Origin of the sequence: Exiguobacterium sp. SH0S7 (assembly GCF_004337195.1) — a bacterium.
GTDB classification, from domain to species: Bacteria; Bacillota; Bacilli; order Exiguobacteriales; family Exiguobacteriaceae; genus Exiguobacterium; species Exiguobacterium aurantiacum_A.
On record NZ_SJVA01000010.1, the window covers coordinates 25898 to 47610 of the forward strand.

22 protein-coding genes and 2 other annotated features are annotated in these 21713 nt (G+C 50.2%); all 22 genes read right to left on the reverse strand.

Annotated features, from left to right (window positions below):
• Positions 1-60: 60 nt before the first annotated feature.
• The 22 genes from rpsG to EVJ22_RS12680 all read right to left on the reverse strand — a co-directional run bounded on the left by rpsG (position 61) and on the right by EVJ22_RS12680 (position 21653).
• The gene (gene rpsG, locus EVJ22_RS12575; protein WP_071398661.1) at positions 61-528 is read right to left on the reverse strand and encodes a 30S ribosomal protein S7; all 468 of its coding nucleotides are present in this window, start codon (positions 526-528) and stop codon (positions 61-63) included.
• 45 nt (positions 529-573) lie between these two features.
• On the reverse strand, positions 574-996 hold the full coding sequence (gene rpsL, locus EVJ22_RS12580) for a 30S ribosomal protein S12 (RefSeq protein WP_012727683.1): 423 nt from the start codon (positions 994-996) through the stop codon (positions 574-576).
• A 288-nt stretch (positions 997-1284) separates the two neighbouring features.
• The gene (rpoC, locus tag EVJ22_RS12585) at positions 1285-4884 is read right to left on the reverse strand and encodes a DNA-directed RNA polymerase subunit beta' (RefSeq protein WP_071398662.1); all 3600 of its coding nucleotides are present in this window, start codon (positions 4882-4884) and stop codon (positions 1285-1287) included.
• A 22-nt stretch (positions 4885-4906) separates the two neighbouring features.
• On the reverse strand, positions 4907-8455 hold the full coding sequence (gene rpoB / locus EVJ22_RS12590; RefSeq protein ID WP_070329266.1) for a DNA-directed RNA polymerase subunit beta: 3549 nt from the start codon (positions 8453-8455) through the stop codon (positions 4907-4909).
• Positions 8456-8648: 193 nt separating this feature from the next.
• Positions 8649-9245, reverse strand: a complete 597-nt coding sequence (locus EVJ22_RS12595) for a class I SAM-dependent methyltransferase (protein ID WP_131441633.1) — start codon at positions 9243-9245, stop codon at positions 8649-8651.
• Positions 9246-9330: 85 nt separating this feature from the next.
• Entirely contained in the window at positions 9331-9696 is a 366-nt protein-coding gene (gene rplL, locus EVJ22_RS12600; RefSeq protein ID WP_070329250.1) for a 50S ribosomal protein L7/L12, read from the reverse strand.
• A 55-nt stretch (positions 9697-9751) separates the two neighbouring features.
• A complete protein-coding gene (gene rplJ, locus EVJ22_RS12605; RefSeq protein ID WP_070329251.1) occupies positions 9752-10258 on the reverse strand; it encodes a 50S ribosomal protein L10 in 507 nt (168 codons plus the stop codon).
• Positions 10259-10303: 45 nt separating this feature from the next.
• Positions 10304-10457 (reverse strand) — a sequence feature (ribosomal protein L10 leader region).
• Positions 10458-10516: 59 nt separating this feature from the next.
• Positions 10517-11203: a 50S ribosomal protein L1 gene (rplA, locus tag EVJ22_RS12610; protein ID WP_083274148.1), complete on the reverse strand. Its 687-nt coding sequence runs from the start codon at positions 11201-11203 to the stop codon at positions 10517-10519.
• A gap of 98 nt (positions 11204-11301) precedes the next feature.
• The gene (rplK, locus tag EVJ22_RS12615; RefSeq protein WP_070329252.1) at positions 11302-11727 is read right to left on the reverse strand and encodes a 50S ribosomal protein L11; all 426 of its coding nucleotides are present in this window, start codon (positions 11725-11727) and stop codon (positions 11302-11304) included.
• Between the two features lie 148 nt (positions 11728-11875).
• Positions 11876-12427, reverse strand: a complete 552-nt coding sequence (gene nusG, locus EVJ22_RS12620) for a transcription termination/antitermination protein NusG (protein WP_071398664.1) — start codon at positions 12425-12427, stop codon at positions 11876-11878.
• Positions 12428-12444: 17 nt separating this feature from the next.
• Positions 12445-12615: a preprotein translocase subunit SecE gene (gene secE / locus EVJ22_RS12625; protein ID WP_012727692.1), complete on the reverse strand. Its 171-nt coding sequence runs from the start codon at positions 12613-12615 to the stop codon at positions 12445-12447.
• 34 nt (positions 12616-12649) lie between these two features.
• On the reverse strand, positions 12650-12796 hold the full coding sequence (gene rpmG / locus EVJ22_RS12630) for a 50S ribosomal protein L33 (protein WP_083274150.1): 147 nt from the start codon (positions 12794-12796) through the stop codon (positions 12650-12652).
• A 127-nt stretch (positions 12797-12923) separates the two neighbouring features.
• Complete coding sequence (gene sigH / locus EVJ22_RS12635; RefSeq protein ID WP_070329253.1) at positions 12924-13565, reverse strand: RNA polymerase sporulation sigma factor SigH; 642 nt, start codon at positions 13563-13565, stop codon at positions 12924-12926.
• 203 nt (positions 13566-13768) lie between these two features.
• Positions 13769-14317, reverse strand: coding sequence for a YacP-like NYN domain-containing protein (locus EVJ22_RS12640; protein ID WP_071398665.1), 549 nt, complete (start codon positions 14315-14317; stop codon positions 13769-13771).
• The gene (rlmB, locus tag EVJ22_RS12645) at positions 14314-15051 is read right to left on the reverse strand and encodes a 23S rRNA (guanosine(2251)-2'-O)-methyltransferase RlmB (RefSeq protein WP_035386115.1); all 738 of its coding nucleotides are present in this window, start codon (positions 15049-15051) and stop codon (positions 14314-14316) included. The genes EVJ22_RS12640 and rlmB overlap by 4 nt, the downstream gene beginning before the upstream one ends.
• A gap of 121 nt (positions 15052-15172) precedes the next feature.
• Entirely contained in the window at positions 15173-15577 is a 405-nt protein-coding gene (locus EVJ22_RS12650) for a Mini-ribonuclease 3 (protein WP_071398666.1), read from the reverse strand.
• Positions 15574-16971 (reverse strand): cysteine--tRNA ligase, encoded by a 1398-nt coding sequence (gene cysS, locus EVJ22_RS12655; protein WP_071398667.1) that lies wholly within the window; start codon positions 16969-16971, stop codon positions 15574-15576. The genes EVJ22_RS12650 and cysS overlap by 4 nt, the downstream gene beginning before the upstream one ends.
• The gene (gene cysE / locus EVJ22_RS12660) at positions 16940-17629 is read right to left on the reverse strand and encodes a serine O-acetyltransferase (RefSeq protein WP_071398668.1); all 690 of its coding nucleotides are present in this window, start codon (positions 17627-17629) and stop codon (positions 16940-16942) included. Before cysE ends, cysS begins: the two co-directional genes overlap by 32 nt.
• Positions 17630-17678: 49 nt before the next feature.
• Positions 17679-17882, reverse strand: a binding site (T-box leader).
• Positions 17879-19336, reverse strand: a complete 1458-nt coding sequence (gltX, locus tag EVJ22_RS12665) for a glutamate--tRNA ligase (RefSeq protein ID WP_173647384.1) — start codon at positions 19334-19336, stop codon at positions 17879-17881. It overlaps the preceding feature by 4 nt.
• Positions 19337-19381: 45 nt before the next feature.
• Positions 19382-19855 carry a 2-C-methyl-D-erythritol 2,4-cyclodiphosphate synthase gene (ispF, locus tag EVJ22_RS12670; RefSeq protein ID WP_070329258.1) on the reverse strand — a complete coding sequence of 158 codons (474 nt, stop codon included), beginning with the start codon at positions 19853-19855 and terminating at the stop codon, positions 19382-19384.
• Positions 19852-20532, reverse strand: coding sequence for a 2-C-methyl-D-erythritol 4-phosphate cytidylyltransferase (ispD, locus tag EVJ22_RS12675; RefSeq protein ID WP_071398670.1), 681 nt, complete (start codon positions 20530-20532; stop codon positions 19852-19854). Before ispD ends, ispF begins: the two co-directional genes overlap by 4 nt.
• A gap of 56 nt (positions 20533-20588) precedes the next feature.
• Complete coding sequence (locus EVJ22_RS12680) at positions 20589-21653, reverse strand: PIN/TRAM domain-containing protein (RefSeq protein ID WP_070329260.1); 1065 nt, start codon at positions 21651-21653, stop codon at positions 20589-20591.
• Positions 21654-21713: the final 60 nt, after the last annotated feature.

The window sequence follows — 21713 nt, forward strand, 5'->3', positions numbered from 1 at the left end:
ACCCGAAAGCCACTCCATTAAGCCACCGCTTGGTGACGTGGAGTGGTCTTTACGTTTAACTTACCAACGATAGTGAGCAAACGCTTTGTTCGCTTCTGCCATCTTATGCATGTCTTCACGTTTCTTAACTGAAGCACCAGTGTTATTGGCTGCATCCATGATTTCATTCGCGATACGTTGCTCCATCGTCTTCTCGTTGCGGAGACGAGCGTAGTTCACGAGGTAACGAAGACCAAGTGTCGTACGGCGTTCTGGACGAACTTCAACAGGAACTTGGTAGTTTGCTCCACCTACACGGCGAGCTTTAACTTCAAGTACAGGCATGATGTTTGTCATTGCTTCTTCGAACACTTCCATAGGCTCTTTGCCTGAGCGTTCAGCGATGAGGCCAAATGCGTTGTAAATGATAGTTTGAGCTGTACCTTTTTTACCGTCTAACATGACACGGTTAATGAGGCGAGTTACCAATTTCGAGTTGTAGATCGGATCTGCGATAACGTCACGACGTTCTGCACGGTTTTTACGCATCCGAGTACCCTCCTTTCAAAATTTCAGTAGTTTAGTTTGCGAGAATTACTTCTTCGCAGCTTTCGGACGTTTCGTACCGTATTTAGAACGGCCTTGCATACGTCCGTCCACACCTGCAGTGTCAAGTGCACCACGAACGATGTGGTAACGTACTCCTGGTAAGTCTTTTACACGTCCTCCGCGGATAAGAACAACGCTGTGCTCTTGAAGGTTGTGGCCAATACCTGGAATGTACGCAGTCACTTCGATTTGGTTAGTCAAACGAACACGGGCATACTTACGTAAAGCCGAGTTCGGTTTCTTCGGAGTCATTGTACCAACACGTGTACAAACACCACGTTTTTGTGGTGAGCTCACGTTTGTTTGTGACTTGATGAAACTGTTGTAACCTTTGTTAAGTGCTGGAGAGTCAGATTTAACGACTTTCGATTTACGTCCTTTACGGACTAACTGGTTGATAGTAGGCATCTTTGAAGATCCTCCCTTCCTGAATTATGCTATTTTCTAGACCCACCGACCCGGGTGGTTCATTTAAGGTCATAACGAAACGCTTTTACGAGGCGTAGGCATTCCATGACCTCGCAAAAACGTGAGTTATACCTTGAAAGTGGCAATAATAGCAGCCAAACCTTTCCGTAGAAAGATCGGTTAACGTCCAAGTAGCTTGCCGACTGCTGGACACCATTGTCATCGACAACAACCGATTGGCGGCACTAAATCATAGTAGCACCGCCAAAGAGTGCTGTCAAGACGTTTTTACTCGACGTTCGCGTCTTCGAGGACGGCTTTCGACGCATCTTCTTTAAGTTTAACGTCACGGTATACCGGCATCCCTGTACCAGCTGGCACGAGTTTACCGATGATGACGTTCTCTTTGAGTCCGAGAAGATAGTCGCGCTTACCTTTGATGGCAGCGTCTGTCAACACGCGAGTCGTTTCTTGGAACGAAGCGGCCGAGAGGAACGAATCTGTCTCAAGCGACGCTTTCGTGATTCCGAGAAGGACCGGTTTCGCCGTTGCGGGGCTCTTACCTTCGCGAAGTACGTCTTTACACGCTTCTTTGAAGACGCCGATGTCGACGAGTGAACCAGGGAGAAGTGGCGTGTCACCTGACTCGATGACTTTGACGCGACGAAGCATTTGGCGAACCATGACTTCGACGTGTTTGTCGCCGATTTCTACCCCTTGCATCCGGTATACTTTTTGAACTTCTTGAAGAAGATAGTTTTGGACACCAGACACACCACGGACGGTGAGCAATTCTTTCGGATCGATCGAACCTTCCGTGAAGACTTCCCCGGCATCTACCGTGTCGCCGATCTGAACGCGTAAACGCGCTCCGAATGGAATCGTGTACGTACGAGTCTCACTGAGTCCTTCGACCGTGAGTTCCCGCTTGTCACGCGACTCGGTAAAGTCGATGACCGTACCAGGAATTTCCGAGATGACCGCTTGCCCTTTCGGGTTACGAGCCTCGAATACCTCTTGGATACGTGGAAGACCTTGCGTGATATCATCTCCGGCTACCCCACCTGTGTGGAAGGTACGCATTGTAAGCTGCGTTCCTGGCTCACCGATTGATTGCGCGGCGATGATTCCGACGGCTTCGCCAACTTCAACGTTCGAGCCGGTCGCCAAGTTACGGCCGTAGCACTTCTTACATACGCCGTGTGACGTGTTACATGTGAAGGCTGTACGGATTTCAACTCGTTCGATACCAGCGTCGACGATGTCGCGGGCGATATCTTCTGTGATCAATTGGTTCTTCTCAATCATGACTTCACCCGTTTCCGGATGTGCCACTGTCTCGAACGCTGTACGGCCGACGAGTCGGTCATACAAGTTTTCGATTTCTTCCGTGCCTTCGCGGAGAGCGGCAACGCGGATTCCGCGGTCCGTTCCACAATCTTCTTCACGGATGATGACATCTTGGGCAACGTCTACAAGACGACGCGTCAAGTAACCTGAGTCAGCCGTTTTAAGGGCTGTATCGGCAAGACCTTTACGCGCACCGTGCGTCGAGATGAAGTATTCTTGAACCGTCAGTCCCTCACGGAACGACGATTTGATTGGAAGTTCGATGATGCGGCCAGATGGAGCGGCCATCAAACCACGCATCCCTGCGAGCTGCGTGAAGTTGGACGCGTTACCACGGGCACCTGAGTCAGACATCATGAAGATCGGGTTCAAGCGGTTGAGGGATTTCATCAATCGCGATTGAATCTCGTCCTTCGCTTCGTTCCAAGAGCGTACAACGCGCTCGTAACGCTCATCTTCAGTGATGAGACCACGACGGAACGACTTCATGATTTGGTCAACTTGAGTTTGCGCTTCATCAAGGATTTCTTGTTTGTCCGGAAGAACGATGATATCGGCGATTCCGACCGTCACACCCGCTTTAGTCGAGTGTTTGAAGCCGAGATCTTTCATCCGGTCAAGCATGCGGCTCGTTTCAGTCGTTTCAAACTTCTGGAACACTTCCGCGATGACTTTACCAAGGAATCCTTTTTTGAACGGTTCGATGAGTGGACGTGCGGCAATTTCTTCCGCGACGTTGGCACCTTTTTCGATGAAGTACTTATCAGGCGTTGCTTCCTGCAAGTTTTCCATCGTCGGTTCGTTCAAGTATGGGAACGTGTTCGGCAAGATCTCGTTAAAGATCATCTTACCGACTGTCGTGATTAACATTTTCTCATTTTGCTCCGCTGTGAACGTCGGGTTGTTGAGCGTACGTGCTGGAAGGGCGACACGTGTATGCAAGTGGACGTATCCATTTTGATACGCGATGAGCGCTTCGTTGACGTTCGACAAAATTTTCCCTTGTCCGATGGCATCGTCGCGTTCAAGCGAGATGTAGTAGTTACCGAGGACCATATCCTGCGATGGTGTAACAACTGGTTTACCATCTTTCGGGTTCAAGATGTTCTGTGCAGCGAGCATGAGGAGACGAGCTTCTGCTTGCGCTTCGGCTGAAAGTGGTACGTGGACCGCCATTTGGTCACCATCAAAGTCGGCGTTGTAAGCCGTACATACGAGTGGGTGTAGACGAATCGCACGGCCCTCGACGAGAATCGGTTCGAAAGCTTGAATCCCTAGACGGTGAAGTGTAGGGGCACGGTTCAAGAGAACCGGATGCTCACGAATGACTTCTTCGAGGACGCCCCAGATTTCTGGTTGCATCTTCTCAATTTTGCGTTTGGCGTTCTTGATGTTCGACGCGATCCCGCGACCGACAAGTTCTTTCATCACGAACGGTTTGAAGAGTTCAAGGGCCATCTCTTTCGGGAGACCACATTGGAACATCTTCAAGTTTGGTCCAACGACGATAACCGAACGTCCTGAGTAGTCGACCCGTTTACCAAGAAGGTTTTGACGGAAACGACCTTGTTTCCCTTTCAACATATGTGAAAGCGACTTAAGTGGACGGTTACCTGGACCTGTTACCGGACGACCACGACGACCGTTGTCGATGAGGGCGTCAACCGCTTCTTGAAGCATACGCTTCTCGTTTTGCACGATGATGTTCGGCGCGCCGAGATCGAGCAAACGTTTGAGACGGTTGTTACGGTTGATGACTCGACGATATAGATCGTTCAAGTCAGAAGTCGCAAAGCGCCCACCATCGAGCTGCACCATCGGGCGAAGCTCAGGTGGAATGACAGGAAGTACTTCGAGGATCATCCAATCTGGATCATTCCCCGACGTGAAGAACGCATCGAGCACCTCAAGACGCTTGATCGCACGTGTACGACGTTGGCCTTGAACTGTCTTCAATTCTTCGCGGAGTTCTCCGACTTCCTTCTCGAGTTGTACGTCTTGAAGGAGTGTCCGGATCGCTTCCGCACCCATGTCTGCTTTAAAGTCACTACCGTACTTCTCACGGTAGAGACGGAATTCTTTTTCCGAGAGAAGTTGTTTCTTCTCGAGCGGAGTGTCACCTGGTTCTGTCACGACGTACGACGCGAAGTAGATTACTTCTTCGAGCGCACGCGGTGACATATCGAGAACAAGCCCCATTCGACTTGGAATCCCTTTGAAGTACCAGATGTGCGAAACCGGAGCCGCGAGCTCGATGTGGCCCATACGTTCGCGACGCACTTTCGCTTTCGTCACTTCAACGCCACAGCGGTCACAAATGACTCCTTTATAACGGATTCGTTTGTATTTCCCGCAGTAACATTCCCAGTCTTTCGTAGGACCGAAGATTCGTTCACAGAACAGTCCGTCCTTCTCTGGTTTGAGTGTACGATAGTTGATTGTTTCCGGCTTTTTGACTTCCCCGTAAGACCACGAACGGATCTTTTCGGGTGAAGCCAAGCCGATTTTCATATATTCAAATCGATTAACATCTACCAAGGGGCCGACCTCCCTTTTCGCCTTATTCCTCTTCCGTAACAGTCGGTTGAACGACTTGTTCTAACGCCGATGTTGCGTTCGGGATGTTGTCGTCATCTTCATCTTTCATTTCAACTTCTTCGTCGTCCACAGACATCATCTTGACTTCCATACCGAGCGCTTGAAGCTCTTTGATCAAGACGCGGAACGATTCAGGAACGCCCGCTTTCGGAACGCTCTCGCCTTTCACGATTGCTTCGTATGCTTTCACACGACCAACCGTGTCATCCGACTTGATTGTAAGGATTTCTTGGAGCGTGTAGGCTGCGCCGTACGCTTCAAGTGCCCAAACTTCCATCTCACCGAAGCGCTGTCCACCGAACTGTGCTTTACCACCGAGCGGTTGTTGCGTAACGAGCGAGTATGGTCCTGTCGAACGAGCGTGAAGTTTATCATCAACCATGTGCGCAAGTTTGATCATATACATGACACCGACCGAGACGCGGTTATCGAACGGTTCACCAGTACGACCGTCATAGAGACGAGTCTTGGCATCTTTGTCCATTCCAGCTTCTTCAATCGTTGCCCATACGTCTTCTTCACGTGCGCCATCGAATACAGGTGTCGCCACTTTGATGCCGAGCTTTTTAGCCGCCATTCCAAGGTGGAGTTCAAGTACCTGACCGATGTTCATCCGCGATGGTACACCGAGTGGGTTAAGCATGATGTCAATCGGTGTGCCGTCTGGCATGTATGGCATGTCTTCTTCAGGGAGGATCCGCGAGATAACACCTTTGTTACCGTGACGTCCCGCCATCTTATCCCCTTCGTGAATCTTACGTTTTTGAACGATGTAGACACGAACCATTTGGTTCACACCTGGTGAAAGTTCGTCGCCGTTCTCACGGTCGAACACCTTAACGTCCAAGATGATGCCGTCGCCGCCGTTTGGTACACGGAGTGACGTATCACGGACTTCACGGGCTTTCTCACCGAAGATCGCATGCAAGAGACGCTCTTCCGCCGTCAGTTCAGTTACACCTTTAGGCGTGACTTTCCCGACGAGGATATCGCCATCTTTCACTTCCGCACCAATGCGGATGATCCCACGATCGTCCAAGTTGCGAAGCGCGTCATCACCGACGTTCGGAATATCACGTGTGATTTCCTCAGGTCCGAGTTTCGTGTCTCGTGACTCTGACTCATACTCCTCGATGTGAATCGAAGTGTAGACGTCATCTTTCACGAGGCGCTCACTCATGATGATCGCATCCTCATAGTTGTAACCGTCCCAAGTCATGAAGGCGACAACGACGTTACGACCGAGCGCGAGCTCACCCATATCCATCGATGGACCGTCAGCAAGGATTTCTCCTTTTTCGACTTGGTCACCAGCAGCGATGATCGGCTTTTGGTTATAGCACGTTCCTTGGTTCGAACGAACGTACTTTTGAAGTTTGTAGCGGTCAAGGTCACCTGAAACCGTTGTTCCATTCACGTCAGACGTGCGGCGGACCAAGATTTCACGCGCTGTGACACGCTCGACGACACCTGGGTATTTCGCGATAATCGCGGCCCCAGAGTCTTTCGCTGACACGTACTCCATACCAGTACCGATAATCGGCGAGTCCGGTTGAAGGAGTGGTACAGCTTGACGTTGCATGTTCGCTCCCATGAGGGCACGGTTCGAGTCATCGTTCTCAAGGAACGGGATACATGCTGTTGCCGCAGAAACAACCTGTTTCGGCGAAACGTCCATGTAGTCGACTCGACTTGGCTCAACTGACAAGTTTTGTCCGCGGAAGCGGCAAAGGACTTGCTCGTTTGCAAAGTAACTGTCTTCAGTGAGCGGCATGTTCGCCTGGGCGACGACGTAGAGATCTTCTTCATCCGCCGTCATATATTGAATCTCGCTCGTGACGAGACCTGTTTCTGGGTCGACTCGGCGGTACGGTGTCTCAATGAAACCGTACTCGTTTACTTTCGCAAAAGATGAAAGCGAGTTGATGAGACCGATGTTCGGTCCTTCAGGTGTTTCGATTGGACACATCCGACCGTAGTGCGAATAGTGAACATCTCGAACTTCGAAGCCGGCACGCTCACGTGTCAAACCACCCGGTCCGAGTGCAGAGAGACGACGCTTATGCGTGAGCTCTGCGAGCGGGTTTGTTTGGTCCATGAACTGTGACAACTGCGAGCTACCGAAGAACTCTTTCAGCGATGCGATTACCGGGCGGATGTTAATCAGCGCCTGTGGTGTGATCGCATTTTGATCTTGAATCGACATCCGTTCTTTTACGACACGTTCCATACGAGAAAGACCGATACGGAATTGGTTTTGGAGAAGTTCTCCGACTGAACGAAGACGACGGTTTCCTAAGTGGTCGATGTCATCTGTTGTTCCGACTTCGTGAAGTAAGTTGAAGAAGTAGTTGATCGATGCAATGATATCCGCTGGTGTGACGTGCTTGATGCTACGGTCGATGTTGCCATTACCGATAATGTTCAAGACACGCTCTCCATCCGGGTCATCTGGTGAGATGACTTTAATCGATTGGAGACCAAACGGCTCACCTTCAGCAACGCCGCCAGTTGGCTCAGCGTCCATGTAACCGAGACCGTTTTCCAAATGCGGAAGGACGCGGTCTAAGTTGCGACGGTCGAGTATTGTTCCAGCTTCGGCGATCACTTCGCCTGTCTCTGGGTCAACGAGCGTCTCGGCCAATTTCTGACCGAAGAGACGGTTTTTAAGATGAAGTTTTTTGTTCATCTTATAACGACCAACGTTTGCGAGGTCGTAGCGTTTCGGGTCGAAGAAACGTGAGACGAGAAGTGATTTCGCGTTTTCAACCGTTGGTGGTTCACCAGGGCGGAGACGCTCGTAAATCTCGATCAACGCTTTCTCTGTCGACTCGGTATTATCTTTTTCAAGGGTGTTCCGAAGATATTCATCATCCCCGAGAAGGTCGATAATTTCTTGGTCCGTACCAAATCCGAGAGCACGCAACAACACGGTTACCGGGATCTTACGGGTACGGTCGATACGAACATAAACGATATCCTTAGCATCTGTCTCAAGTTCGAGCCATGCTCCACGGTTCGGGATGACTGTTGCACCGAAACCACGTTTACCGTTTTTATCGAGTTTAGAATTGTAATAGACGCTCGGCGAACGAACAAGCTGGGAAACGATGACGCGTTCTGCGCCGTTAATAATAAACGTTCCCGACTCTGTCATAATCGGGAAATCACCCATGAATACTTCTTGTTCTTTAAGCTCACCTGTCTCTTTGTTTTGCAGACGTACTTTCACGCGCAATGGCGCAGAATAAGTGACGTCGCGCTCCTTCGAGTCATCAATCGAATATTTCGGCTCGCTAAGCGAGTAATCGATGAACTCAAGCACGAGGTTTCCAGTGAAGTCGGAGATTGGCGAAATGTCGGTAAACATCTCTTTCAATCCTTCACGTAAGAACCACTCATAAGAAGCAGTTTGAATTTCAATCAAATTCGGAAGCTCTAATACCTCACTGATACGGGCAAAGCTTCTTCTCTGACGGTGACGACCGTACTGAACAAGTTGACCAGTCAACTGATTCACCTCTCAGACCCCCAATTCTCTATCGAATTTTTCGGGCGTAATAATCGAACATTGTCATTGAATGTCGCCCTTTTTCCGCGTCTAAAAAGCGGCAAACGCGGCAATTCAAGGCGAATTCCATTCCAATGGCATTTTATAATGTTAGCATATACGTTATAGCGAGTCAACAAGACTCAACCGTTTGTCAAGAGCGAATTGCCCGGAAAATAAAATAGCCTTTGTCTTTGGCAACCGTCTCGACCTGACCGAACACATCTTCAAGCAGCTTCTTAGCAGAAGGCGCTCCTTGTTTCTTTTGAATGACGACGTAGAGTGCCCCGCCCATGACGAGATGCGCGTACGCATCTCTTAAAATCGTGTGAACCACTTGCTTCCCGGCCCGAATCGGCGGATTGGTCACGATAGCGGCAAATTGCTCGCCTCCGACTCCATCATATGCGTGGCTAAGCCGTGTTTCGATCGTCACCCCGTTTTGGGCGGCGTTTTGCTCTGACAAGGCAAGCGCTCGTTCGTTCACGTCGACGAGAAGCGCTTCACGCCCAGAGGCGTCGGCAAGCGAGATCCCCATCGGACCGTAGCCGCAGCCTACATCTAAAATGCGACCTTCAACTTCCGGCACTTCAAATGACTCGATTAAGAGACGTGACCCAAAATCGACCGATCCTTTCGAGAACACGCCGCGGTCCGAGGTGAAGCGATACATCTTCCCTCGCAACTCATACGTCCACGTCTCAGGGGCACTTTTCGAACTCGGATCGTTCGTATAGTAATGATCTCCCATGCATTGAACCTCCTAACCCACTCTTCAAGGAAATAAAAGAAGCTCGCCATAGCGAGCTTCTATACGTTGTGAAGTAAAAGTTAGATTACTTAACTTCGACAGATGCGCCAGCTTCTTCAAGCTTAGCTTTAACTGCGTCTGCATCTTCTTTAGAAACGCCTTCTTTGACTGGAGCCGGAGTTCCGTCAACGAGTGCTTTTGCTTCTTTAAGACCGAGGCCAGTAAGTTCACGTACTGCTTTGATTACGTTGATCTTACCAGAACCTGCGCTTGTGAGGATTACGTCGAATTCAGTTTGCTCTTCAGCTACTGCTGCGCCTGCACCTGCTGCTGCTACTGGAGCTGCTGCTGATACGCCGAATTCTTCTTCGATTGTTTTTACGAGTTCGTTAAGTTCGAGAACCGTCATTGATTTGAGGTCTTCGATGAATTGCTCTTTGTTGAAAGCCATTATGGTTTTCCTCCTTTGATGTTGTAAAAAGTTTTTTTACGCTACGCGACAAAGATTAAGCAGACTGCTCTTCTTTTTGTTCTGCGATTGCGTTTGTTGCGATTGCGAGCCCGCGGATCGGAGCTTGAAGGACGCTGAGAAGCATAGAGAGAAGACCATCGCGTGATGGAAGTTCTGCAAGGGCTTTAACTTCTTCGAGTGAAGTTACTTTGCCTTCGATGATTCCGCCTTTAAGTTCGAGCGCTTTGTGCTCTTTTGAGAAGTCGTTCAAGATCTTCGCTGGAGCAATAACGTCTTCTTTCGAGAACGCGATTGCAGTAGGACCTGTGAAGACTTCATCGAGACCGTCATAACCAGACTGAGTCGCCGCGCGACGAAGGAGACCGTTTTTGTATACTTTGAACTCGATTCCAGCGTCACGAAGTGTTTTACGGAGTGTAGTCACTTCTTCAACTGTAAGTCCACGGTAGTCAACAACGATCGTTCCAACGCTTGCTTGCATTTTCTCAGCGATTTCATCAACGAGTACTGATTTCTGAGCTACGATTTTTTCGCTTGCCATGTTTGTGCACCTCCTAGTCAATTCTTATACCGGACGAGAGGCTGCTCTCCAAAAAGAAATCCCTCGTATGAAGACATACGAGGGCGTAATTGTTTGAAAGTAAACCTGTGACAACAGGCTCAAGTTCGAGCAAAGACACCTCGGAAGGGTTTACGGACCGATGTCCACCTTCTGTCTGCGGTAATCCAACATATTCGGTTGAACGTGTTTTACTTTAACAGCGGCATCACACGTTGTCAACAGTTTATTTCAAGTGAATTACTTGATGAAATCGGCAGTCGCGACACGGATACCAGGACCCATTGTCGAAGAAAGCGCGATGTTTTTGAGGTAAGTTCCTTTTGCAGTAGCAGGCTTAACTTTCATAAGTGTCTCGAGGATAGTCTCGATGTTCTCAGAGAGTTTTGTTGCTTCAAATGACTTCTTACCAACTGGTACGTGGATGTTACCGGCTTTATCAACGCGGTACTCAACTTTACCAGCTTTGATGTCCGCGATTGCTTTCGCAACGTCGAACGTGACTGTGCCTGTTTTCGGGTTAGGCATGAGGCCTTTTGGTCCGAGAACGCGACCGAGTTTACCAACTTCACCCATCATGTCAGGTGTCGCAACGATAACATCGAAGTCGAACCATCCTTGTTGGATTTTAGTGATGTACTCAGCATCGCCGACGAAGTCAGCGCCAGCCGCTTCAGCTTCTTTAACTTTTTCGCCTTTTGCAAAGACGAGAACTTTTTGTGTTTTACCAGTACCGTGTGGAAGTACAACGGCACCGCGGATTTGTTGGTCCGCTTTCTTCGGATCTACGCCGAGACGGACAGCAATTTCGATTGTTTCATCGAACTTAGCTGTTGCAGTTTTTTGAACGAGTTCAACCGCTTCTGCGAGGTCGTAAGACTTCGTGCGATCAACAAGCTTAGCTGCTTCTTGGTGTTTTTTACCCATGATTCTTTTCCTCCTTGTGGTTAGCGGAATTTCCTCCCACATAATGAAGGGATTGAAGGTGAGCAAAATATGCACCGACAATCCCAGAGACTAATAAATTAGTCTTCGATTACAATACCCATACTGCGCGCAGTACCTTCAACCATAAGCATCGCTGTTTCTACAGACGCTGCGTTAAGGTCAGGCATTTTAAGTTCAGCGATTTCGCGAACTTTATCACGCTTAACCGTTGCTACTTTCTTACGGTTCGGTTCTCCTGAACCGCTCTCGATACCAGCAGCTTTTTTCAAAAGAACTGCAGCTGGTGGAGTTTTCGTAATGAATGTAAACGAACGATCTTCGTATACCGTAATGACTACAGGAATAATCAATCCGGCTTGGTCTTGTGTACGAGCGTTGAACTCTTTACAGAATCCCATGATGTTAACACCTGCTTGACCAAGTGCTGGACCAACTGGTGGTGCTGGGTTAGCTTTACCAGCAGGGATTTGAAGTTTAACGAGTTTAGTAACTTTTTTCGCCACGAGACACACCTCCTTAAGTCTAAAATGTGGTTTCTTGGACGTTGTGCGCCCTCCCACTCAATCTATTAGGTCGAGTTTGTACTGAAATATAGCACAACATCAAACATTTCCGATTGTACCATCCGTTTCCGAGAATGGCAAGTGGGTTTTAGTTAATTTTCTGAACTTGTTCGAAATCAAGCTCAATTTTTGTTTCGCGGCCGAACATGTCGACGACGACTTTGAGCTTCTCTTTGTCAGTTTCGATCTCATCAATCGTACCTTCAAAGTTCTCGAACGCGCCTTCTTTGACACGAACGAGATCGCCAAGCTCATAGTTATAACGGTCTTTCTTCTCAATCAGACCCATCTGCGAAAGGACGTTCGTCACTTCGTCAGGCTGGAGTGCGATCGGCTTCGCGCCGCCCCCGGTTGATCCTAGGAAGCCCGTTACGTTTGGCGTGTTACGAACAACATACCATGAATCGTCTGTCATAATCATCTCGACGAAGACATATCCAGGGAAGTTTTTTACTTCACGCTCTTTAATTTTCTTTTCGCCACTCTTCAACGTGACTTCTTCTTGCGTTGTTTCGGTCGGAACGAGGACGCGGAAAATTTTATCTTCCATGTTCATCGAACCGATTCGACGTTCTAGGTTTTCTTTGACGTTGTTCTCAAAGCCAGAGTACGTCTGGACAACAAACCATTGTTTCTCCACGGCTTTCACCTCTTTCCTTAGTTAATCAATAGGTTGACGAGATAACTGACACCAGTATCTACGCCGAACACGAACAGGCCGATCACGACGACCGTCGCGATGACTGTGATGGTATATTTTGTGAGCTCTTTACGAGTCGGCCAACTCGTCTTCTTTAACTCTTTCCATACATCGCGCAAAAAGTTCATGGTAGCTTCCTCCTACGTTGAATGCCAATCTACGTTACTTTGATTCTCGATGTGTTGTATGCGCATTGCAACGACGGCAGAACTTGTTCAGCTCGAGCCGCGTCTGCACATCATCTTTCTTGGTCGTCGAGTAAACTCTTGACCCGCAATCCGCGCACTCGAGACTTACTTTCTTTGCCATCCATAAGCGCCCCTTTCGACAGCTCCATATTAAAAAAGAGCGAAAAAAAAACGCCTCCTGTAACTGGCGTCTACGGACAAGGCGCTGCCTTAAAAGTATCACATAGGAGGCGTGCGGTCAATACGAGTTAACTCGTCAGCATTTTAACATCAACGTGCCGCTCGAATTTTTTCTTCACGCGCTGTAAGGCATTATCGATCGACTTCACGTGACGGTCAAGGTCGTCAGAGATTTCTTGATACGAACGACCATCCAAATAAAGACGAAGCACTTTTCGTTCCAAGTCACTGAGGAGCTCATCCATCTTCTCTTCCATGAATAGTTGTTCTTCCCGCGTGACGAGCAAGTCTTGCGGGTCGTTCGGATGCGGGGGCAAGATCACGTCGAGCAACGTCCGGTCAGACTCATCGTCAAAGATCGGCTTGTCGAGCGAGACGTATGAGTTGAGCGGAATATGTTTCTGACGCGTCGCCGTCTTAATGGCCGTAATCATCTGACGGGTGATACACATCTCGGCAAAACTCTTAAACGAAGCGAGGCGTTCATCCCGATAGTCACGCACGCCTTTGTACAGACCGATCATTCCCTCTTGGACGATATCCTCGTGGTCAGCGCCGATCAAAAAGTAAGACCGCGCCTTCGCCCGCACGAAGTAACGGTAACGTTCAATCAAAAACTCGAGCGCATCACTATCCCCTTCATTCCGCGCTAGAGAGACGAGCTCTTCGTCTGACATCGTTTCAAACTGCTCGTATGGCCATCCGTTCATGTTTCATACCCCCCGGCAATTGATAATGAACTATGTAAGTTAGTGTTCTTATTATAGGCGTCGTACAAAACGACCGTCAAATAAATTTCAAAAAATTCCGTCAATTAGATATGGTGTGACTCATACAACTAATAGTATACAACATTTCTTTCCAAAAAAATGTCAAACTAAAAACAAAAAAACGAGTCCATTGTATGAACTCGTCAGTGAGAATCCTCACCGTTCGACTTGCGGCGCCGCATTTCTTCAAAACGGGCCATGACGTCGGGCGGGATATCGATTGTTTTTCGGTTGGACCGGTCGCTCGCGAGCGTCTGACGCTCTTGCTCAATCGCCACTTTCGCTTGCTTCCAATCCTTTAATAGTTCGGTCGCCGGGACACGGAGGGCACCTTGACCGAAGATGACCCATTGCTCGGTAAAATCGTTTGTGGCGACGAATAACGTCACTAAACGATCGTCCACGAGTTCATGGGCCCGACGTTCGATCCACTCATCCGCCGTTTCGTTCTCCTTCGTATAGACGACCTCGACCCGGCTCCGCTTCTGGATCGATTCGCGCCCATAGCGCATGTGGGCATCAAAGACGACCGTCACCGTGCGGCCTGTGGCGGCCTGATACTCGGCCATCGCTTCAATCAAGTCATTTCGAGCTTGATCGAAGTCAATGTCCCGCAGTTTTCGCAGATGCGGCCACGCCCCAATGATGTTATAGCCATCGACGAGGAGTAATTCTCGCTTTTTCAGGCTCATGATAACGGATTACGAGAGCGATGCACCTCATACAGAAGAAGTGCGGCCGCGACCGAAGCGTTGAGCGACGTGACATGACCAACCATCGGCATATGGACGAGGAAGTCACACGCCTCGCGCACGAGACGGCCCATACCTTTCCCTTCGCTGCCGATGACGACGACGAGTGGCATGTTTCCATCGAGCCGACGATAGTCTTGACTCTCACTCGCGTCAGTTCCGACGATCCACATCCCTTTTTCTTTCAATTCTTCGAGCGTCCGCGTCAAGTTCGTGACACGCGCGACCGGGATATATTCAATCGCTCCCGTCGAGGCTTTCGCGACGGTTTGCGTCAAGCCGACCGAGCGCCGTTTCGGAATGATGACTCCATGGGCACCGACCGCGTCAGCTGTCCGTAAAATCGATCCCAAGTTGTGCGGGTCCTCTAGCTCATCGAGCAAAATAAAGAGCGGTGTCTCCCCTTTAGACTCGGCCAGCGCGAACATATCGTCAAGCGTCTTATACTCGTAAGCCGCGACGGCCGCGACGACGCCTTGATGGTGTTCACTGCCCGCCATTTTTTCAAGCTTCGTCTTCGGGACGAACGAGATCTGTACCGAGGCCTCATTGGCCATGCCGATAATTTGGGCGAGAGGCCCTTTGTGCTGCCCTTCCATGATAAAGACTTTGTTCATATCCCGTCCGCTCCGAAGCGCCTCGATTACTGGATTGCGTCCATATAAGAAATCGATGCCTTCTTCAAGGACGTCAACTTCTTGATAGTCCGGGCGTTCCGGCTTTTGACGATGCGGACGGTCGCCCCGTTCGCCTCTCGGACGGTCGAACGAACGCTTGTCGTTCGCTCGTCCTCCGTCATGTCGTTTCGGGTTGCTCGGTTTCGAGCCATGTGAGTGCCTGTTCGATGAGTTCTTCAAGACGATCCCTTCTTTCTATTAGATATGTGTAGCCGATCAATGCCTCAAAAGCTGTCGAGTAGCGGTACGTGTGGACGTCGGTGCGTTTCGGGATCGACCCTGATTTCGCATTTTTACCGCGCCGGACGATCGCTGTCTCGTCCTCTCTCAAGATACCCGTCTCTAACCAGTGGGTGACGACGCTCGCTTGCGCGGTTGCGTTCACGTAACGGACGGCCCCGCGATGGAGGTCGTTCGGTCGCGTCAACCCTTTGCCGAGCAGTCGTTTTCGTACCGCCATCTCATACACTGCGTCGCCCATATAAGCGAGGGCGAGCGCGTTTAGTTGATTCGCATTCGTCATGACCGTTTCCACCGTACGCCTTGCGCCGTATCTTCGAGCTGGATGTTCTGTTGTTTCAACAAGTCACGGATTTCGTCGGCACGGGCAAAGTTACGCTCTGCTCGGGCCGTATTCCGCTCGAGAATTAACTGATCGATCTCGGCGTCGAGTAGTTCTGTTTCCACTTCAATCGTCAACCCGAGCACGCCCGTCAATTCCTTGAACAAGTCGAGCACTTGCTCGAGCGTATCTTTCGAGACATGGTCTGCTTTGGCGTAGATGTTTGCCTCTTTTGCTAAATCAAACAATACTGTCACGGCGTTCGCCGTGTTGATATCATCATCCATCGCTTCGATAAATGCTGCTTTCACCGTCGCAAGTTTTCGCTCCATCGCCTCGCTCGGTTCAACGAGACCGGCCGTGACCGACAGACGGTGTTCGACGTTATGGTACGCTTCCTTGATCCGGTCCCATCCGTTCGCGGCCTGATTGATCAGCTCGCGGCTATAGTTGATCGGATGACGGTAGTGGACCGATAACATGAAGAAACGGAGCACCATCGCGTCGACTTCTTTTAACGCCTCGTGGACGAGCAGGAAATTCCCGAGTGATTTCGACATCTTCTCGTTCTCGATGTTGATGAAGCCGTTGTGGAGCCAGTAGTTCGCAAACTTCGTATGGTTGCACGCCTCAGACTGCGCAATCTCATTCTCGTGATGCGGGAATTTGAGGTCGTGCCCGCCTGCGTGAATGTCGATCGTTTTGCCGAGGTGCTTCTTCGCCATGGCCGAGCATTCGATATGCCAGCCGGGGCGTCCTTGTCCCCAAGGGCTGTCCCAAGCCGGTTCATCTGGTTTAGCCGCTTTCCAAAGCACGAAGTCGAGCGGGTCTTCCTTCTTCTCCCCGACGTCGACACGTGACCCGGCCCGAAGGTCTTCAATAGACTGTTGGCTGAGCTTGCCATACTCTTCAAACTTACGCGTCCGGAAATAGACATCGCCTTCTGACGCGTAGGCGTAGCCTTCATCCTCTAAGTTACGGATAAAGTCGATGATTTCCTCCATCGTGTCGGTGACACGTGGATGCACGTCCGCCGGCAAGACGTTCAACGCACCCGTATCCGCCAAATAAGCGTCGATATAGCGGTTCGTCAGCGTTCCGACATCTTCACCGAGCTCATTCGCCGTACGGATGATCTTATCATCCACATCGGTAAAGTTGAGGACGTACTTCACGTCGTAGCCTCGGTATGTCAAATAGCGCCGTACCGTGTCGAATGCGATGGCCGGACGGGCGTTTCCGACGTGAATATAATTATAGACGGTCGGTCCGCATACGTACATGGACACTTTCCCAGGAACGATTGGGTTGAACGGTTCTTTCTTATTCGTGAGGCTGTTGTAAAACTGAATCATGTGACTTCTCCTCCATCTGTTTCTCGAGTGATGCTAACTTACGTTCCAAATCAGCCACGGCGTTCTCTAACCGCTCTTGGCATTCACGATCCGGGTCCGGTAAGCGATGGTCGAGGTCGTGTTGTTTGACCCGCTCCCCGTTGCGGATGACGACACGTCCCGGGATCCCGACGACGGTCGAGTCTGACGGGACATCTTTTAAAACGACCGAACTGGCCCCGATTTTGACGCAATCGCCAATCGTGATATTACCGAGCACTTTCGCGCCGGCCGAGATGAGCACATCGTTCCCGATGGTCGGATGCCGCTTTCCTTTTTCTTTGCCGGTTCCGCCGAGCGTCACGCCTTGATAGATGGTGACGTTGTTGCCGATGATCGCCGTCTCTCCGATGACAATCCCGAATCCGTGGTCGATAAAGACACCTTCGCCGATAATGGCACCGGGATGAATCTCAATCCCGGTCACCCAACGACTCCACTGTGCGACCAATTTAGCCAATAGTTTAATATTGCGCGTCCACAACCCATGCGCGATCCGATGCGACCACAAGGCATGAAGTCCAGGATACGTCAATATCACTTCTGCTTTCGACCGGGCAGCCGGATCGAGTTCGATCACGTTCCGGATGTCGGCGCTCACACTTTTCCAAAATCCCATAATTGTTCTCCTTTTCCATATCAAAAACAAAGACGCCCCTGTGCCAAGGCACAGAGACGCCGTAAGCGCGGTTCCACTCTGTTTGGGAAAGTTCCCCTCTCAAGTCTCGTTAACGCCGAGTCGCGGTCCCGACTACATATCGCCGGAACGGCTCCGAGGTGCACTTCGACGGGGGACCCTTCTAGAACTTCCAGCCTAGGTTCTAGTCTCTGACAAGTGTCAACCCGCTTACTTTCCTCATCGTTGCCTTTAAGCTAATAATGTTGTGAGACGTGCCAACACACGCTCTTTGCCAATCAGCGCAATCGCGTTTGGAAGTTCTGGTCCATGTGTTTGTCCGGTCGTGGCGACGCGGATTGGCATGAACAAGTTCTTTCCTTTTTGACCAGTCGCTTTTTGAGTGGCCTTCGTAGCCGCTTTGACAGCTTCCGGTGTGAAGTCTTCGATCGCCTCGAGTTGCGTTTTAAACTCAGCGAGTACAGCCGGCACCGTTTCGCCGGCAAGCACCGCGTTCGCCGCCTCGTCATACTCGACCTCGTCTTTAAAGAACAAGTCTGTCAACGGTACAATTTCGGCACCGTGTGTCATTTGTTCTTTATAAAGGGCGATGAGCGCTGTGGCCCAGTCCGCCTCTTCCATTGACAAGGCTTCAGGCAATCGTCCTGCTTCTTGTAAGAATGGTAAACTGAGTGCCACCACTTCGTCAAGCGAAGCCTGCTTCATGTAAACACTGTTGATCCAAGCGAGTTTATGCTGATCGAATACGGCCGGACTCTTCGATAAACGTCCAGCGTCGAACATGTCGATAAACGCTTCTTTCGTGAAGATTTCCTCTTCACCGACTGGAGACCAACCGAGAAGCGAGATGAAGTTGAAGAGCGCACCAGGGAGATATCCGAGATCTGCATATTGCTCGATGAACTGGATGATCGACTCATCACGTTTCGAGAGCTTCTTATGGTTCTCGTTATAGATCAATGTCATGTGACCGAACGTCGGATAGTCCCATCCGAGCGCATCGTATACCATCATCTGTTTCGGTGTGTTCGCGATATGGTCATCGCCACGCAACACGTGGCTGATTTTCATCAAGTAGTCATCGACGACGACGGCAAAGTTGTACGTCGGAATCCCGTCTTGCTTGACGATGACCCAGTCTCCGAAGTCTTTCGACTCGAACGAAACGTCGCCTTTGACAACATCTGTCCATTTGTACGTAACCTGTTCTGGCACTCGAATCCGAATCGACGGCTTCCGTCCTTCGGCTTCGAACGTCGAGCGCTCAGCGTCGCTCAAGTCGCGATGTGCTCCCGAGTAGCGTGGTGCTTCACCGCGTGCGATCTGTGCCTCGCGCTCCGCTTCGAGTTCTTCTGACGTCATGTAGCATTTATAAGCGAGCCCTTTGTCCATCAACTCGTTCACGTATTTGTTGTAGAGGTCGAGTCGTTCCATTTGGAAATATGGACCGTAATCGCCATCGCGACCCGGACCTTCATCCCAGTCGATACCGAGCCATTCCAAGTACTTCATCTGACTTTCGACACCGTTCTCGACGTTTCGTTTTTGATCCGTGTCCTCGATCCGAAGAATCATTTTCCCACCTGCGTGGCGAGCATATAAATAGTTAAATAGCGCGGTCCGGGCGTTCCCGATATGAAGGTGACCCGTCGGACTTGGCGCATAGCGTACACGCACTTCACTCATAATATTTCCACCTTTCTTCTCTTCTGCCCAAATAGTATACCACTTTTTTCAAGCACGGTTGAGCAAGATGACCGCCTGGGCGGCGATTCCTTCTTCACGCCCCGTGAAACCTAACCGCTCCGTCGTCGTCGCTTTCACGTTCACTTGGCTAATATCAGCTTCAAGCAGTTCAGCGATGACCGCGCGCATGTCATCGATATACGTCCGGAGCTTCGGCCGTTCCGCCATAACGGTCGCGTCTACGTTGCCGAGCACATACCCTTCTGCCTTGACGAGTTGCCATACGTGTTGGAGCAACACTTTCGAGTCTGCATCTTTAAAATCGGGATCCGTATCCGGAAAGTGTTTGCCGATATCCCCTGCCGCGATGGCACCGAGCGCCGCATCCGCGATGGTGTGAAGCAACACGTCGGCATCCGAGTGTCCAAGCAAACCGCGGTCGTGAGGAATCTCGATCCCTCCTAATATAAGCGGACGCCCTTCTGCGAACGCATGTACATCAAAACCTTGTCCGATTCTCATCGATAGTCCTCCTTCGTCAAGATCGCTTCCCCGAACAACAAATCCTCGGGGGTCGTCATTTTTATGTTGTGATAGTCACCTGGAATGACGGTGACTTCTTTACCTGACCACTCGAACAAGCTAGCATCATCGGTCCCGACGAATCGGGATGATTCCGCCTGATCATGAATCGCACGGATGTCAGCCGCAGGAAACGCTTGTGGTGTCTGAGCGAGCCAAAGCGTCTCACGGGGAACAGTTTGCGTAATCGTCCCCGCGGTCACTTGTTTCACCGTATCTTTCACAGGAACGGCTAAAATGGCCCCTTTCGTCTGAGCCGCTTCCGCCACTTGATGCAACTGACTGATTCGAACGAACGGCCGGGCCCCGTCATGGATCAACACAACTCCGTCCGTGTCGATTATCTGTAAACCGGCTCGAACACTCTGTTGCCGTTCTTCCCCGCCTGCCACGTACGTAATCGGCGTCGGGACGTGACGTAACTCATGCGCGAACCAGGCTTCTTCTTCCGGACGAATCGCCAAAACAATCTGTTCACACCATGTGTCTCTCGCAAACGCCTCGACGGTCCAGACGATGATCGGTTTTCCTTGGAGCGACAACATCAACTTGTTCTCATCGGCTCCCATGCGCTTGCCTTTCCCGGCAGCCGGGATGACGACCGTGTAACGTACCATCACGTTCACCTCTCTTCGTGAAAAAAGAGAGCGCTGATGCGTCTCTTTTTCCATACTTATTCAGGGCGAGCAAAAATCATTCGGCCCGCGGATGTTTGGAGTACGCTCGTCACGACGACAGGAAGCGTCTTCGAGATGAGCTTGCGTCCGCCTTCGACGACGACCATCGTCCCGTCTTCAAGATAAGCGACCCCTTGGTTCTGTTCTTTCCCTTCTTTGATGACCGTCACGACCATCTCTTCTCCAGGAATAACAATCTGTTTGACCGAGTTGGCCAAATCATTAATGTTGAGCACCGGTACGTTTCGGACCTCACACACTTTATTCAAGTTGTAATCGTTCGTCACGACGATGCCTTTTTTTAACTCGGCGAGCTTGATCAATTTAATATCGACTTCGGCCACGTCTTCAAAGTCACCATCGTAAATCTCGACCTCGATTCGATCGTTGTTTTGGAGCTCTTTTAAAATATCCAGACCGCGTCGGCCTCGATTCCGTTTAAGCGTATCCGACGAGTCGGCGATGTACTGCAACTCTCCGATGACGAACTGAGGAACGATGAGTGTCCCTTCGATGAATCCGGTCTTCGAAATATCGGCGATCCGACCATCGATGATTACGCTTGTATCTAATATTTTATCGTTCGAGCGGCGTAATGGTTCCGCTTCCGGCTTGTCCCGTTCACTTTTCACGAACAACTTGATCCATTCGTTCCGCTTCCGGTAACCAACGGCAAATCCAAAGTAACCGAACAGGGCAGTCACAAAAATCGGTACAATCTTACTGAGTAAGAAGATGCCTGTGACCTCAAGCGATACACTGATCAAAAAGGCAATCAATAAACCGATGATCAATCCGATCGAGCCGAATAAAATATCGCCGACCGGTAAACGGACGAGCCGTTCTTCGACAAAACGGATAAATTTGACGATCACATCGGTCAAAAATAAACTGAGAATGAAGAAGATAAGTCCACCAATCAAACTAGCAACGTAAGGAATCGTCAACCATGCCGGCACGCTGACACCGAGGTCATCAAGAAGCACCATCGCTTCGATCATGCCAAACCATCCGACGACGAGTCCAATCAAAATAAATCCGAGTCGCACTGCAATCTTCACTCATTCCACCTCCTTCTATTGAATTAAAATTTCAAAAAAATAACACTTATATTGTAACAC

What these genes read in the sequence shown, in the direction of transcription:
- rpsG (WP_071398661.1), bottom strand. Translation starts at nt 528, where the DNA reads ATGCGTAAAAACCGTGCAGAACGTCGTGACGTTATCGCAGATCCGATC.
- rpsL (WP_012727683.1), bottom strand. Translation starts at nt 996, where the DNA reads ATGCCTACTATCAACCAGTTAGTCCGTAAAGGACGTAAATCGAAAGTC.
- EVJ22_RS12595 (WP_131441633.1), bottom strand. Translation starts at nt 9,245, where the DNA reads ATGGGAGATCATTACTATACGAACGATCCGAGTTCGAAAAGTGCCCCT.
- rplL (WP_070329250.1), bottom strand. Translation starts at nt 9,696, where the DNA reads ATGGCTTTCAACAAAGAGCAATTCATCGAAGACCTCAAATCAATGACG.
- rplJ (WP_070329251.1), bottom strand. Translation starts at nt 10,258, where the DNA reads ATGGCAAGCGAAAAAATCGTAGCTCAGAAATCAGTACTCGTTGATGAA.
- rplA (WP_083274148.1), bottom strand. Translation starts at nt 11,203, where the DNA reads ATGGGTAAAAAACACCAAGAAGCAGCTAAGCTTGTTGATCGCACGAAG.
- secE (WP_012727692.1), bottom strand. Translation starts at nt 12,615, where the DNA reads ATGAACTTTTTGCGCGATGTATGGAAAGAGTTAAAGAAGACGAGTTGG.
- rpmG (WP_083274150.1), bottom strand. Translation starts at nt 12,796, where the DNA reads ATGGCAAAGAAAGTAAGTCTCGAGTGCGCGGATTGCGGGTCAAGAGTT.
- sigH (WP_070329253.1), bottom strand. Translation starts at nt 13,565, where the DNA reads ATGAACGGATGGCCATACGAGCAGTTTGAAACGATGTCAGACGAAGAG.
- EVJ22_RS12640 (WP_071398665.1), bottom strand. Translation starts at nt 14,317, where the DNA reads ATGAGCCTGAAAAAGCGAGAATTACTCCTCGTCGATGGCTATAACATC.
- EVJ22_RS12650 (WP_071398666.1), bottom strand. Translation starts at nt 15,577, where the DNA reads ATGACGAATGCGAATCAACTAAACGCGCTCGCCCTCGCTTATATGGGC.
- cysS (WP_071398667.1), bottom strand. Translation starts at nt 16,971, where the DNA reads ATGATTCAGTTTTACAACAGCCTCACGAATAAGAAAGAACCGTTCAAC.
- cysE (WP_071398668.1), bottom strand. Translation starts at nt 17,629, where the DNA reads ATGGGATTTTGGAAAAGTGTGAGCGCCGACATCCGGAACGTGATCGAA.
- ispF (WP_070329258.1), bottom strand. Translation starts at nt 19,855, where the DNA reads ATGAGAATCGGACAAGGTTTTGATGTACATGCGTTCGCAGAAGGGCGT.
- ispD (WP_071398670.1), bottom strand. Translation starts at nt 20,532, where the DNA reads ATGGTACGTTACACGGTCGTCATCCCGGCTGCCGGGAAAGGCAAGCGC.